Annotated in this window: 12 protein-coding genes; 5 read left to right on the top strand and 7 right to left on the bottom strand. The window is 73.3% G+C overall.

What is annotated here, in order from left to right:
• Positions 1–33: 33 nt before the first annotated feature.
• A complete protein-coding gene (locus tag AC0VY3_RS15930; protein ID WP_475549848.1) occupies positions 34–714 on the top strand; it encodes an HSP18 transcriptional regulator in 681 nt (226 codons plus the stop codon).
• A 64-nt stretch (positions 715–778) separates the two neighbouring features.
• Here the strand turns inward: AC0VY3_RS15930 and AC0VY3_RS15925 are convergent, their stop codons facing one another.
• On the bottom strand, positions 779–1,564 hold the full coding sequence (locus AC0VY3_RS15925; RefSeq protein WP_475549847.1) for an SAM-dependent methyltransferase: 786 nt from the start codon (positions 1,562–1,564) through the stop codon (positions 779–781).
• 190 nt (positions 1,565–1,754) lie between these two features.
• On the opposite strand from AC0VY3_RS15925, the gene AC0VY3_RS15920 reads away from it, so the two are divergent.
• A complete protein-coding gene (locus AC0VY3_RS15920; protein ID WP_475549846.1) occupies positions 1,755–1,982 on the top strand; it encodes a hypothetical protein in 228 nt (75 codons plus the stop codon).
• Positions 1,983–2,145: 163 nt separating this feature from the next.
• Complete coding sequence (locus AC0VY3_RS15915; protein WP_103510438.1) at positions 2,146–3,591, top strand: alpha/beta hydrolase family protein; 1,446 nt, start codon at positions 2,146–2,148, stop codon at positions 3,589–3,591.
• A 25-nt stretch (positions 3,592–3,616) separates the two neighbouring features.
• Here the strand turns inward: AC0VY3_RS15915 and AC0VY3_RS15910 are convergent, their stop codons facing one another.
• Entirely contained in the window at positions 3,617–4,570 is a 954-nt protein-coding gene (locus tag AC0VY3_RS15910; RefSeq protein WP_475549845.1) for a 5'-nucleotidase, read from the bottom strand.
• Positions 4,571–4,784: 214 nt separating this feature from the next.
• Between AC0VY3_RS15910 and AC0VY3_RS15905 the strand changes: the two genes are divergently transcribed.
• The gene (locus AC0VY3_RS15905; protein WP_103510430.1) at positions 4,785–6,845 is read left to right on the top strand and encodes a neutral/alkaline ceramidase; all 2,061 of its coding nucleotides are present in this window, start codon (positions 4,785–4,787) and stop codon (positions 6,843–6,845) included.
• A gap of 4 nt (positions 6,846–6,849) precedes the next feature.
• On the opposite strand, the gene AC0VY3_RS15900 is transcribed toward AC0VY3_RS15905, so the two are convergent.
• The 4 genes from AC0VY3_RS15900 to AC0VY3_RS15885 all read right to left on the bottom strand — a co-directional run bounded on the left by AC0VY3_RS15900 (position 6,850) and on the right by AC0VY3_RS15885 (position 10,584).
• Positions 6,850–7,332 (bottom strand): NUDIX hydrolase, encoded by a 483-nt coding sequence (locus AC0VY3_RS15900; RefSeq protein ID WP_103510431.1) that lies wholly within the window; start codon positions 7,330–7,332, stop codon positions 6,850–6,852.
• Between the two features lie 33 nt (positions 7,333–7,365).
• On the bottom strand, positions 7,366–8,955 hold the full coding sequence (gene lnt / locus AC0VY3_RS15895; RefSeq protein WP_103510432.1) for an apolipoprotein N-acyltransferase: 1,590 nt from the start codon (positions 8,953–8,955) through the stop codon (positions 7,366–7,368).
• A gap of 185 nt (positions 8,956–9,140) precedes the next feature.
• Positions 9,141–9,728: a hypothetical protein gene (locus AC0VY3_RS15890; RefSeq protein ID WP_103510433.1), complete on the bottom strand. Its 588-nt coding sequence runs from the start codon at positions 9,726–9,728 to the stop codon at positions 9,141–9,143.
• 70 nt (positions 9,729–9,798) lie between these two features.
• Positions 9,799–10,584 (bottom strand): glutamate racemase, encoded by a 786-nt coding sequence (locus tag AC0VY3_RS15885; RefSeq protein WP_475549844.1) that lies wholly within the window; start codon positions 10,582–10,584, stop codon positions 9,799–9,801.
• A gap of 58 nt (positions 10,585–10,642) precedes the next feature.
• On the opposite strand from AC0VY3_RS15885, the gene AC0VY3_RS15880 reads away from it, so the two are divergent.
• Positions 10,643–11,824, top strand: coding sequence for a glycosyltransferase (locus AC0VY3_RS15880; protein WP_103507445.1), 1,182 nt, complete (start codon positions 10,643–10,645; stop codon positions 11,822–11,824).
• Positions 11,825–11,862: 38 nt separating this feature from the next.
• Here the strand turns inward: AC0VY3_RS15880 and AC0VY3_RS15875 are convergent, their stop codons facing one another.
• Entirely contained in the window at positions 11,863–13,194 is a 1,332-nt protein-coding gene (locus AC0VY3_RS15875) for a TerD family protein (RefSeq protein ID WP_475549843.1), read from the bottom strand.
• Positions 13,195–13,272: the final 78 nt, after the last annotated feature.

Raw genomic sequence — 13,272 nt, 5'->3', positions numbered from 1 at the left:
CAGCAGCGTCGAGCACACCACCGAGGAGTTCCCGTGTCCACACCAGCCCAGCCCGAGCAGGCCCGCGGTCCCGTTCCGGACGCCGTCTCCTTCCTCGCCGCGTCCGCGGCACTGAAGGCCATCGACGAGGCGGTCCGCGACGCGCACGCCAACGCCGGGGACGCGACCGGCTCCGCACCGGACACCGAGCGAGCCCAGGCCCTGGCCTCACTCCAGCTGTTGCGGGAGGTGCGGGAGCGACTCGCGGGCTGGGAGACCGGACTGATCGAGACGGCTCGAGCGGCGGGAGCGAGCTGGGCCGACCTGGCCGACCCGCTGGGCGTCGCCAGCCGACAGGCCGCCGAGCGACGCTACCTACGGCTGCGACCCGGTTCCGCGGGCAGCACCGGTGAGCAGCGGGTGCAGGCCACACGGGACCGCCGGGCCGGAGACCGTACGATCACCACATGGGCCCGGCAGAACGCGGCGGACCTGCGGTCCCTCGCCGGACAGATCATCGCGCTGACCGGCCTGCCGGCCTCGGCGGATCCCTCGCTGGACCGGCTGCGCCGAGCGCTCGACGGCGACGACGCCGCCGACCTGGTCACGCCGCTCACCGCGCTCCATCCGCATCTCACCCCGGGGCACCGGCAGTTGGCGAACCGCGTCGACTCGCTCACCCGCCACACCAGCCGGCTGCGCGAGGACACGGCCACGCGGCGGCGGAGCGGCTGAACCACGGCGCGGCGGGTCCGGACACCTCCACCCGGGCCCGCACGCGCACCGCCCGCGCCCGCGATTACGGCTTGCGGGCGACCAGGCCCCACTGGTCGACCGGCACCGCGTCCTCCTCCTCGGGCCGCCAGCGGTCGATCGGGACGAAACCGGGTTCGACCAGCTCCAGCCCCTCGGCGCAGCCGGTGATCTCCTCCGGTTCCCGGACGAGGTAGGGCGGGTTGTCCCCCGACGCGTACGCCTCCTGGGCCGCCAGCGTCTGCGGGGTCTTCACCGTGTCGCAGAGCACCAGACAGCTCCCCGAGGGCATCCGGGCCAGATACCGCTGGACGACCTCGATGCCTGCGGCCGGAACGAGGTGTCCGAGGGTCGAGAGCAGGAGCACGGCGACGGGCCGGGACAGGTCGAGCGTCTTCGCCGCCTCGTCCACCACCGTGTCCGTCGCGGACAGATCGGCGTCCACGTAGGCCGTGCGGCCCTCCGGGGCGCTGGTCAGGAGCGCCTCGGCGTGGGCGAGGACGATCGGGTCGTTGTCCACGTAGACGATCCGCGAGTCGGGCGCGATGCTCTGCGCCACCTCATGGGTGCTGTTCGCCACCGGCAGCCCGGTCCCGACGTCCAGGAACTGGCGTACTCCCAGCGAGGCGAGGTAGCGGATCGCGCGGATCTGGAACGCGCGTGAGGCACGGGCGATGTCGACCATCTGCGGGTAGGCCGCGCTCACCGCCTCGGCCAGCTCCCGGTCCACCGGGTAGTGGTCCTTGCCGCCCAGCCACGCGTTCCAGACGCGCGCCGAGTGGGGAACGTCGGACCGGATGCTGCGGCGGAACTCTTCGTCGTCGACGCTCATCTCTCTCCTCTACTCGCTTTCCGTGCAGGGCTGTTGACCGGATTCGCATGGGTCGGGGCCCTGGTGGCGACCGTACCCCGCCGTTCGACGGCACGCGGTGGAGACAGGGCCGCGACGCTCGTCCGTCCGGCTCAGCGGGCGGGGCGCGGCGCGGGCCCGCACCACCCCGCCTGCCGTCACCCTTCGTATCGTGATCGTGATCATCGGTATACAGGTGAGGGGCTATGTGAAGCTCTTCCGTGACGGCGAACTGGTCAAGTCCGCCGAGTTCTGGCAGGGCGACGCGTTCGACCTCGTCCACTCGACCGGCGTCCCCTGTGTCGGTGGCACGCACACGTACCAGGTGCGGACGCACGGCTGGGACAGCGACCACATCAACTACGACGCGTGGAGCCAGGAGATCTCACTCGGCTGCTGAGCGCGGGAGCGGCCCCGGCCGGCCGGAGCCCGGACCGGATCCGCCCGCGCGACGGGATACCCGTACGGGATGACATGCGCCGTCGCCGTATGCGTCTCAGGTCGCACACGGTTGCGACGTGAGCGGGATGCGGCGGGCCGCCGGCCGGCCGGACGATGTCCGCATGAACGATCCGACCGCGGGGCTGCCGTTGTCCGCCCCGGAAACCCTCACCGTGCTCGGCGCCCTCGTCCTGGTGGCGGCCCGCTGGCTCCCCGGCCGACTGCGCGGACCGGCCGCGCTCGCCGCCGGAGCGTTGCTGGCGGGATCGGTGACCGTCCTCGTCATGACGGGGCTGCGCTGGCAGCTGGTCCCGGTGGTCGTCGCGGCGGCCGTCGTCGGCGCCTTCCTGCTCGCACCGGTGTCGGCCCGGCGCGCCGGCCGCACACCGTGGCGGGCCCGGTGGTGGCTGGCGGTGCCGGGTTCGGTGGTGTGCGCCGCGCTCGTCGCGGCGGGGCCGGTGTCCGTATGGGCGTTTCCGGTGCCGAACTTCCCCGCGCCGTCGGGAGACTTCCCGGTGGGCACCGAGGCGCTGGAGTGGTCCGCGCGCCCCGTCGGAGCCGGCCCGGACGCGGAGCCGCGCACACTCGTGGTGCAGCTCTGGTACCCGGCAGGCCGGACCGGACCGGACGCCCGGCGGGCGCGGTACCTCGGGCGTACGGAGGCGGAGGCGCGTACGGTCTCTTCGGCGCTGGCGGACTACGCGGGGGTTCCCGGCTTTCTGCTCGACTCCCTGCCGCGCGCCCGGAGCCACGCGGTGCCGGGTGCGCCGGTGGCGGACGGCGGCGGGCGCTTCCCGGTGGTGGTGTTCTCGCCCGGGCTCGGCGGTGTGCGCACCCAGAACACCGCCTGGGCGGAGGAACTGGCCTCCCACGGCTATGTCGTGGCGGCCGTCGACCATCCGTACGACTCCGCCGCCGTGGTCCTGTCGGACGGGCGGACCCTTCGTACCCAGGTATCGGCCACCGGCGACCGGGCGAAGGACCGGGCGGCGGCGGAGGGGTGGACCCGGACGCGCGCCGGTGATCTGCGGGCGGTGCTCAGCCGGCTGGAGCGGCTGGACCGGGGTGCGGGCGAAGGGCCGTTGGCCGGGCGGATCGACACCGGGCGGGTCGCGGCGGCCGGGCACTCGCTCGGCGGCGCGGCCGCGTTGCAGGCGGCCCGTCAGGACCGCCGGTTCGACGCGGTCGTCGATCTGGACGGCTTTCCGCACGGGCCCGTCGGCGATCGTTTCGAGCAGCCCGTGCTGGCCCTGACCCAGGAGATCGGACCGGGGACCGACCCCGGCTATCTGCCCCGGCTGACCCGGGTGCTGGAGCTCAGCGATGCGGCGGGCTACCGGCTGACCGTGCCCGGGGCCGCGCACCTCACCTTCACGGACGCCCCGCTCTTTCTGCCGCCGGTGCCCGGTGTCGTCGGCTCTTTGGGCCGTACGGAGGGCCCCCGCATCACGGCCGGGGCGACCCGGTCCTTCCTGGACGCCACCCTGCGCGGCACCGCCGTCGATCTGCCGGCCGCGCTCTCCCCGTACGGGGAGGTGACGGTGCACCGGCCGGAGGGCACCGGCTGAACCGGCCTGCCGCGCGGGTACGCGCTCAGGCGTCCGGGGCCGTGGACGCCGCCGGTTCGTTGAGCTTCCCGAACGGCACATGCACGCTCGGGGTGGTCCGCGAGGTGCTCTCCAGGTGGCCCTGCTGATCGTCGAAGAAGATGTGCGGCTTCAGGATCTTCATGATCCGGCCCTTGTCGATGCCGCCGAGGAAGAACGCGTCGTTGACGGTCACGCCCCAGCCCTTGAGGCTCTGCACCGCACGCTCGTGCGCGGGCGCGTTGCGTGCCGTGACGATCGAGACGTGCAGACGGGTCCGGTAGTCGGGGTTCTTCCGGCGTTCCTGCTCCTCGCACTGCTGGATCCGGTTCACGTTCGCCAGGAAGTCCCGCAGCGGTCCGGCGTCGTGCGGAACCCCGGCGTGGGTGACCTCGTGGGCGCGGAACTTCTCGATGCCGCCCTCCTGGAACACCTGCTCCGACGCATCCGTGGCCAGGACCCCGTCGAAGTCGAAGGAGATCCGCAGGTCGTGGTCGTCCGCGTCGTCCTCGTAGGGGGCGCCCAGGACATGTCCGGCGGGCAGCCCGGTGGCGACCGCGTCCCGGACGTCCTGTTCGTTCGCCGACAGGAACAGGGACATGTTGAGGGCGGGCATGAACCGGTGGGGCGAGCGGCCCTGCGTGAAGATGGCCCGGCTGATGGGCAGCCCGTGGCCTTCTATGGAGCGCATGACCCTCAGTCCGGTGTCGGGGTCGTTGCGGGACAGGACGATGACCTCGACCAGCGGGTCGTTCACCTCGCCCAGGTCGTTCAGCGACAGCAGACGCCGGATGAAGGGGAACGCGGTGCCCGGGCGGAGCCGGTCGCCGACGTGCTGCTCCTGGTAGGCGCGGTAGCCCTCCTCGCCCTGTTCCCGGAAGACGGCGTCCGACTCGGTCAGGTCGAAGAGAGCGCTGGACGCGATCCCGATGACCAGCCGGTCGGCCAGTTCGTAGTGCACGGCACCCCCTCCGGTCGGCACCGTGCCGACCCGCCCCAACTATCGCACCGCCGCACGGCTGTTCGCCCACGGGCCACCTTCCTCTTTACTGGCCGGTAGACATCTATGCGACGCAGGTCACACTCCTCTACCGTCGGGGCACTGCCCCGGCCCCTCCGCATCGGTGAGCCGCCGACCGGGCCCGGGCAACCCGTCTCCCGCCCCAGGAGGTTCCATGCCACCCCCCACCACCCGCCGCTCCCGGCGCAGGCTCCCCGTCGCGGTGCTCGCCGCCGCCCTCGGGGCGGTCACCCTCGGCGCCCCCTCCCCCGCCACCGCTTCGGGCACCGCCGACGACGGGGACTATCTCGTCGGGCGCGGCATCGCCGATGTCACGGGCGAGGCCGCCGAGACCGGGATGATGGGCTACTCCAGCTTCGACCAGAAGACCTCGGGCATCCATCAGCGGCAGCGGTCGCGCGCCTTCGTCGTCGTCGACCGGTCGAGCGGCAAGCGCGTGGTGTACGTCAACGCCGACCTCGCGATGATCTTCCAGTCCGTCCAGCAGGGGGTCATCACCCGGCTCAAGGAGCGTTACGGAAGCCTGTACGACGAGGAGAACGTCCTGCTGTCGGCCACCCACACCCACTCGGGGCCCGGCGGACACTCCCACCACGTCGCCTACAACCTCTCCGTCCTCGGCTTCCAGAAGGAGACCTACCGGGCGATCGTCGACGGCATAGCGAACTCCGTCGCGAAGGCCCACGAGGACCTGAAGCCCGGCACGATGAGTCTGGGCACGGGGACGCTCACCAACGCCAGCGTCAACCGCTCCCGGGAGGCGTTCGACCGCAACCCGGCGGCCGACCGGGCGGCCTTCCCCGACGCGATCGACCCGGCGATGACCGTGCTGCGCTTCAAGCAGGGCGACAAGGACGCGGGCGCGATCAGCTGGTTCGCCACCCACAACACCTCGATCACCAACAAGAACACGCTCATCAGCCCGGACAACAAGGGGTACGCCTCCTACGCCTGGGAGCACGACCACGAGGGCGTGCGCTATCTCGACGACACCCCGGGGTTCGTCGCGGCCTTCCCCAACACCAACGCCGGCGACATGTCGCCGAACCTCAACCTCAAGCCCGGATCCGGGCCCACCGAGGACGAGTTCGAGAACACGCGCATCATCGGTGAGCGGCAGCTCGACAAGGCCCGCGAGATCTACGCCGCCGCCCGGCCGGTGGGCGGCGGCGTCGACTCCAAGCTCGCCTACGTCGACATGGAGAACGTGACCGTACGCCCGGAGTACACCCCGGACGGCAAGGAGCACCGCACCTGCCCGGCCGTCGTGGGCGCGTCCACGCTGGCCGGCAGCGTCGAGGACGGCCCGGCGATCCCCGGCTTCGAGGAGGGAGCCCGCACCCCGGTCGCGGGCATCATCGACGCGCTGCGCATCGACACCCCGTCCTGGCTGCAGACCTGCCAGTACCCGAAGGCGAGCCTGATCCCGACCGGCCTGCTGAGCAACGTCCACCCGGTCACCCCGAAGACCCTTCCGCTGCAGATCATGAAGATCGGCGAGCTGCATCTGGTGGCCGCGCCGGGCGAGTTCACGATCACCTCCGGTCTGCGCGTGCGCCGCACGGTGGCCGAGCGGCTGGGCGTCCCGCTGGACCGCGTCCTGCTCCAGGGGTACGCCAACGCCTACAGCCAGTACGTCACGACACCGGAGGAGTACGACACCCAGAACTACGAGGGCGGCTCAACGCTGTACGGCCGCTACACCCTGCCCGCCTACCAACAGGAGTACGACCGGATCGCGACGTCCCTGCGCGAGGGCACCGACCCGGAGCGGGGCACGGCGCCGCCGGACGAGTCGGCGCGGCAGTTCACCTTCCAGACGGGGGTCGTGTACGACAACCCGCCCTCGGGCAAGGCGTTCGGCGGGGTCCTGAAGGCCCCGGAGGCCTCGTACGCGCGCGGCTCCACCGCGACCGTCGAGTTCGCGACCGGGCACCCGAAGAACAACGTCCGCCGGGGCTCCACCTTCCTGGAGGTGCAGCGGCTGGAGAACGGCTCCTGGAAGCGTGTGCTGGACGACGGTGACTGGGAGACCACCTACCGCTGGACCCGGCTCAACGGGCTGACCGGCACCTCGAAGGCCACGATCACCTGGGACATCGCGGCGGACACCGCGCCCGGCAGCTACCGGATCGTGCACCACGGGGACGCGAAGAACCTGCTGGGCAAGATCACGCCGTTCACCGGGACGACCGGCACCTTCACCGTGCAGTAGTGGTTCAGGGCGTGCGCGGGGTGGGCTGGAACCAGGCGGGGCCCTCGGTGAGGGCCTGCTTGATCCGGAACAGGGCGAACTCGCCGAGCGGCGGGAGCCCGTCCAGCGGGAACCAGCCCACCTCCAGCGACTCGTCGTCGTTGACGCGCGCCTCGCCGCCGGTCGCCCGGCAGCGGAAGGTGATGTCGAGATACTGGCAGCGGTCGCCGTTGGCGTACTGCACGGGCTCCAGCGCCTGGGTGAGCACCACCCGCTCGGCCACGCAGTGCACGCCGGTCTCCTCCAGCACCTCGCGCTCCGCCGTCGCCGCGGGCTCCTCGCCCGGCTCGGAGATCCCGCCGATGACCGACCACTTCCCGGTGTCCGCGCGCCGGCCGAGGAGCACCCGGCCCTCGTCGTCGAGGACGACGGCCGTCACCCCGGGCAGCAGGAGCAGCTGGTGCCCGGCGGTGGCGCGGATCTCACGGATGAAGTCGGGAGTAGCCATGGATCCGAGCCTACGTGGCCGGACCGGGTGCTCCTACGCGGTGCCCCGGCTCCGGCGTGCCCGGACCGCCGAGACGCTCACCCAGCCGAGGCCCGCCAGGGCCAGCAGCGCGATGACGCCCTCGGGCAGCGGGCCCATCCGGGTGGCGGGGGTGAGCGAGGAGCGCAGCGGCACCTCGGCGACGAGGGCGCCGGGGGTGAACATCCCGGTCTTCTCGACGATCGTGCCGTCCGGGCGGATCACCGCGCTGACCCCGCTGGTGACGGGGACGACGACGGCCCGGCCGTGCTCGACGGCCCGCACCTGGGACATGGCCAGCTGCTGGTAGGTCATCTCGCTGCGGCCGAAGGTCGCGTTGTTGCTGGGCACGGCGATCATCTGGCCGCCGTGGGTCACGGTGTCGCGCACGGCGTCGTCGAAGGCGGCCTCGTAACAGGTCACGAGCCCCACCTTCGTGCCCGCGAGGTCGAAGACGCCGACCTCGCTGCCGGGGACGAACTCGCGCTGCACCCGGTCGACGTCCTCGCTGAAGAAGCGGGCGACCGTGCGCATCGGCATGTACTCGCCGAACGGCTGGATGTGCCGCTTGTCGTAGGTGTCGACGGGGCCCCGGTCCGGGTCCCACTCGATCAGGGTGTTGCGCAGGCTGTCGGAGCCCTTCTCGACGACCGAGCCGACGACCGTGGGGGCGCCGATCGCCTTGACGGCGTCGTCGATGACCTGGCGGGCGTCCGCGTTGAGGTAGGGGTCGAGGTCGGAGGAGTTCTCCGGCCACAGCACGAAGTCGGGCTGCTTCGCCTTGCCCGCCTTGACCTCGTCGGCGAGCTGCGTGGTGCGCTTGGCGTGGTTGTCGAGGACGGCGCGGCGCTGGGCGTTGAAGTCGAGACCGAGGCGCGGCACGTTGCCCTGGATCGCGGCGACGGTGGCCGTGCCGTTCTCGGCCGAGTCGTCGACCAGGGGCAGCGCCGCGAGGGCGCCCGCGATCGGTACGAGGACGCTCGCGGCGGCCCCGGCGACGGCCGCGCGGGCGACCTTGCCGGTGGACCGGTACGCCATGGCCTGGCGCACCGCCTCGTAGAGCCCGAAGCCGCACAGCACGACGGCGAAGGAGAGCAGCGGGGTGCCGCCGAGCGCGGCGAGCGGCAGGAAGGCGCTCTCGGACTGGCCGAAGGCGATCTTGCCCCAGGGGAAGCCGCCGAACGGGATCCGGGCGCGGACCGCCTCGTCCAGGACCCAGACCGCGGCCGCCCACACGGGCCAGTACGCGAGGCGGGTCACGGCGGCGATGCCCAGGCACCCCACGGCGATGAAGAGCCCCTCCGCGGCGGCCAGGGCCAGCCACGGCACCGGGCCGACGTCCTCGCCGGTCCAGTGCAGCAGCGGCAGCATGAAGCCGAGGCCGGACAGGAGGCCGAGGCCGAAGGCGGCCCGCAGCCGGCGGCCGTGCAGCACCCAGCCGAGCAGCGCGAACCCGGGCAGCACGAGCCACCACACGGTCCGGGGCGGGAAGCTCGCGTAGAGCAGGAGCCCGGACAGCACGGCGGCGGCCGGGCGGAGGAGCCGCGGCAGCAGTCCGGCGGCCCGGGGTGCTGCGGCGGGCGGCGGGTCGTCGACGGGAGTCATGGTGGCGCTCACCCGGCGGAGTCTACGGTGGGCGGCGGTGAGCGGCGGCGTTGACCTGCGCGGGACCGGGACGCGGGTGGCGGCCCCGGGGCGGCTCCGCACGGCACGACGGCGGCGCGGGGTGGCGCCGGGCTTCCGGGCGACGCGGGGCGACGCGGTCAGCGGGCGGAGTGGGGGTGACGCGGTCAGTCGCCGGACCGGCCGCCGGGGCGGCTGCCGGGCCGGTGGCCGGTGGCGGGCAGGTGCAGTCGTTGCCGGATGAACCGTACGGCCGTCTCCGCGTCGTCGACAGTGACGGTGAAGACCCGGCCGTCGCCGAGGCGCAGGGCCATGCCCTCGCCCTTGCGGACCACGACGGCGGTGCCCTGCTCGGGGCGCCAGCGGTAGCCCCAGCCGCCCCACTGGCGCGGGTTGATCCGGGGGACGAAGTCCGCGCCCGTCACATGGCTGAGCAGGATCCGGCGGCGCGGCAGGCCGGCGTGGCCGCAGCGCACCTCCAGGCTGTCCCCGTCGACCTTGACGGACACATGGACGAAGGCGAGCGTTCCGAAGAGGATCAGGAGTCCGGCGGCGAGGCAGCCGATCACCGACATCAGCAGCGGGGCGATGCCCGAGGTCCAGGCCCCGTCGACGGCGAGCTCGATGCCGAGCGCGACACAGCCCGCGCCCGCGAGGGCCAGCAGCCACTGCACGCGATTGGTGGCACGGCCGTTCCACTCCGTGGGCGGCGCCTGGCTCGACCCGTGCCTCGCACTTTCGGGGTGGTCCGTCATATTCAGCAGCGTAGCCGCGTTCCGGGCTCCCGGCCGGGGACGCGGAGGGCCGATCGGGCGAGAAGTACGGTCAGCGGACGGGGGCCGCGGCCGCCAGGATCCGGCCCTCGGCGTAGGTCAGGGCGGTTTCCGGGAGGGCGGCGGGGCGGCCGCCCCGGAGCACGGTGAGCGTGCCGGTGGGTTCGGCCGTCGGGGCGGGATCCGCGCCGATCCGGCGCAGCGCCTGGGCGGCGACCGCTCCGGCCGAACCGTGCAGGGCGAGCGGCGGGCGGCCGGGCCGCTGCACGGCGTCGCGGATCCGGGTGGCGACCAGCTCGTAGTGGGTGCAGCCGAGGACGACGGCCCGGACGTCGGGCGGGGTGAGGGCGGCGGCCGCCGCGACGGCCCGGTCGATCGCGGCCTCGTCGCCGTGCTCCACGGCATCGGCGAGCCCGGGGCACGGGACCTCGGTGACCTCGGCGGAGCCGCCGAAGTCCGCGATCAGTCCGCGCTGGTAAGGGCTGCCGGTGGTGGCCGGGGTGGCCCAGATGGCGACGGAGCCGCCACCCGCGGCCGCGGGCTTGATCGCGGGGACCGTGCCGATGACCGGCAGGGCGGGCTCCAGCTCGGCGCGGATCGTCGGCAGGGCGCGGACCGAGGCGGTGTTGCAGGCGATGATCAGCGCGTCGGGGCGGTGGGCCGCCGCGGCGCGGGCCACGGCCAGTGCGCGGGCGGTCACGTCCTCGGGCGTGCGGGGCCCCCAGGGCATCGAGCCGGGGTCGCTGGAGAGGACGAGTTCGGCATCGGGCCGCAGGCGGCGCACTGCGGCCGCTGCCGCCAGCAGGCCGATTCCGGAGTCCATGAGCGCGATCTTCACCCGGTCACCCTAGCCGACAGCCCTTGCGGACCAGGCTCAGTGGGGCAGACTTCGGCGGATGAGCGCCGTTGCCTGGATCGCCGTTGGTTCGCTGATCGCGTGGGTGTGGCTGCTGCTGGGCCAGGGCTTCTACTGGCGGACGGACCAGCGGCTCCCCCGGCGCACCGACCCGGCCCGCTGGCCGTCGGTGGCGGTGGTGGTGCCGGCCCGCGACGAGGCGGAGATGCTGCCGGTGAGCCTGCCGTCTCTGTTGGTCCAGGACTATCCGGGTGACGCGCGGATCATCCTCGTCGACGACTGCAGCAGCGACGGCACCGGGCCGCTGGCCCGGGACCTGGCCGCGCGGTACGGCGGGCTGCCGCTGACCGTGGTGTCGCCCGGGGAGCCGGAGCAGGGCTGGACGGGCAAGCTGTGGGCACTGCGGCACGGGATCGCGGTGGCCCGGCGGGACAAGCCGGACTTCCTGCTGCTGACCGACGCGGACATCGCGCACGAGCCGGACAGCCTGCGCGATCTGGTCGCCGCGGCCGGTCCCGGCGGTCCCGACGGCTTCGACCTGGTGTCGCAGATGGCGCGGCTGCGGGTGGAGAGCGTCTGGGAGCGGCTGGTGGTGCCCGCGTTCGTCTACTTCTTCGGACAGCTCTACCCGTTCCGCCGGGTGAACCGGCCCGGGTCGCGGACGGCGGCCGCGGCCGGGGGCTGTGTGCTGCTGCGCACCGAGGCCGCCGAGCGGGCGCGGATCCCGGAGTCGATCCGGCAGGCGGTGATCGACGACGTGTCCCTGGCGCGGGAGGTGCGGCGCGGCGGCGGCCGGATCTGGCTGGGACTCGCGGAGCGGGTGGACAGTGTGCGGCCGAATCCACGGCTGGCGGATCTGTGGCGGATGGTCGCGCGCAGTGCGTACGCCCAGCTGCGGCACAGCCCGCTGCTGCTGGCGGGGACGGTGCCGGGGCTGCTGCTCGTGTACGTGGCGCCGCCCGCGACGCTGGTGGCGGGGGTGCTGACGGGCGACGGGGTTGCGGCCTGGGCGGGCGGTGCGGCGTGGGCGGTGATGACGGCGACGTATCTGCCGATGCTGGCGTACTACCGCCAGTCGCTGTGGCTGGGCCCGCTGCTGCCGCTGACGGCGGTGCTGTATCTGCTGATGACGGTGGATTCGGCGGTGCAGCACTACCGGGGGCGGGGCGCGGCCTGGAAGGGCCGTACGTACGCGCGCCCGGAGGCCGCGCCCGACCGGTGACGCCGCGCCGGGACGGGCGCGCGGGCGGCAGGGGCGGGTCACTTGCGGCCGGGCGTCCAGTTCATGCCCCAGCCGTAGGCGGCGTCGATGGTGCGCTGGGGGCTGACGCCCCGGTCCGGGACGAGGTAGCGGGCCTCGCGCTGGACGGTGAGGTCGCCGCCGTTGTTGGTGATCTGGGCCAGGGCGCAGACGGTGGAGGGCACGGTGCACTCGTCGAGGGAGAAGTCGATGGGCGCGCCGTTCTGCGGCTGGAGGGTGACGGTGGCGTGGAGGTCGGCGAAGCTGCGGGCGCCTTCGTAGATGGTGACGAAGATCAGGACGCGCCGCAGCAGGTCCTTGTGGTCGAGGTTGATGGTCATGTTCTCGCCGGTGGAGAGCGCGCCGGTGCGGTCGTCGCCGTCGAGGTGGATGAAGGGCGGCTGCCGCAGGGAGCCGAAGGCGTTGCCGAGGGCCTGCACCACTCCCTTGCGGCCGTCGGCGAGTTCGTAGAGTGCGCAGAGGTCGAGGTCGAGATCGGCGTGCATCGCGACGGCCCGGCCGAGCTTCGCTCCCCAGCCCTTGAACTGCTTGCGGACCTCCCAGTTGAGGTTGACGCGCAGCGCGCCGGAGGTGCCGCCCTGCTTGGCGAGCGAGACGGAGGGCGCGTTCTTGGTCAGCGTCACCTTGGTCAGCCGTACGGGGGCCGGGGCGAGCGGGGCCGGCGGCATGGGGGCGGGAGGCGCCGGCGGCGCGGGGGCGACCGGCGCGGGAGCCATCGGAGCGGGAGCCGGGGCGGCCGGGGGCTGCGGTGCGGGCGGGGTGGGGGCGGCGGCCGGGGCGGGGGCGGCCTGCTGCGGTTCGTCCACGGAGATGCCGAAGTCCGTCGCCAGGCCTTCGAGACCGGTGCTGTAGCCCTGCCCGACCGCGCGGAACTTCCAGGCGCCCTGGCGCAGATACAGCTCACCGAGGATGAAGGCGGTCTCGACCGTGGCGTCCGTGCTGTCGAAGCGGGCCAGCTCGGCGCCGTTCGCCGCGTCCGTGACCCGTACGGAGAGTCCGCTCACCCGGCCGAAGGTCCCGCCGTCCGCCGAGGCCGCGACGACGATGCGCTCGATCCCGGGCTCGACCTTGCCGAAGTCGACGAGGAGGGTGTCGGTGACACGGTCGGCCGCGGTCTGCTTGCCCTCGTGCCGGACCGCGCCGGACGCGTGGGCCGGCTGGTTGTAGAAGACGAAGTCCGCGTCGCTGCGGACCTTGCCCGCAGCCAGCAGGAGCCCGGAGGCGTCGACGTCCGGCGTGCCCGGTGCGGTGTGCCACCCCACCGCGACGCGCACGGTGCCGGCCGACACCGGAACGTTGGTTCCTTTTTGCATGGTCATGGTCGCCCCCATCACGAGTCCGGCTGCCCGCAGGCCTTCCCCACAACTTAATCCCCACCTCCCGCGCAAAGCGCCGCGCCCACCCCGGGA

Source organism: Streptomyces sp. iso_384, from assembly GCF_056172905.1.
Note: the sequence above shows the minus strand (reverse complement) of the source record. Positions and strands in the feature narration are given on the sequence as shown.

What these genes read in the sequence shown, in the direction of transcription:
- lnt (WP_103510432.1), bottom strand. Translation starts at nt 8,955, where the DNA reads ATGACTCCCGTCGACGACCCGCCGCCCGCCGCAGCACCCCGGGCCGCC.
- AC0VY3_RS15905 (WP_103510430.1), top strand. Translation starts at nt 4,785, where the DNA reads ATGCCACCCCCCACCACCCGCCGCTCCCGGCGCAGGCTCCCCGTCGCG.
- AC0VY3_RS15900 (WP_103510431.1), bottom strand. Translation starts at nt 7,332, where the DNA reads ATGGCTACTCCCGACTTCATCCGTGAGATCCGCGCCACCGCCGGGCAC.
- AC0VY3_RS15890 (WP_103510433.1), bottom strand. Translation starts at nt 9,728, where the DNA reads ATGACGGACCACCCCGAAAGTGCGAGGCACGGGTCGAGCCAGGCGCCG.
- AC0VY3_RS15880 (WP_103507445.1), top strand. Translation starts at nt 10,643, where the DNA reads ATGAGCGCCGTTGCCTGGATCGCCGTTGGTTCGCTGATCGCGTGGGTG.
- AC0VY3_RS15875 (WP_475549843.1), bottom strand. Translation starts at nt 13,194, where the DNA reads ATGGGGGCGACCATGACCATGCAAAAAGGAACCAACGTTCCGGTGTCG.
- AC0VY3_RS15915 (WP_103510438.1), top strand. Translation starts at nt 2,146, where the DNA reads ATGAACGATCCGACCGCGGGGCTGCCGTTGTCCGCCCCGGAAACCCTC.
- AC0VY3_RS15925 (WP_475549847.1), bottom strand. Translation starts at nt 1,564, where the DNA reads ATGAGCGTCGACGACGAAGAGTTCCGCCGCAGCATCCGGTCCGACGTT.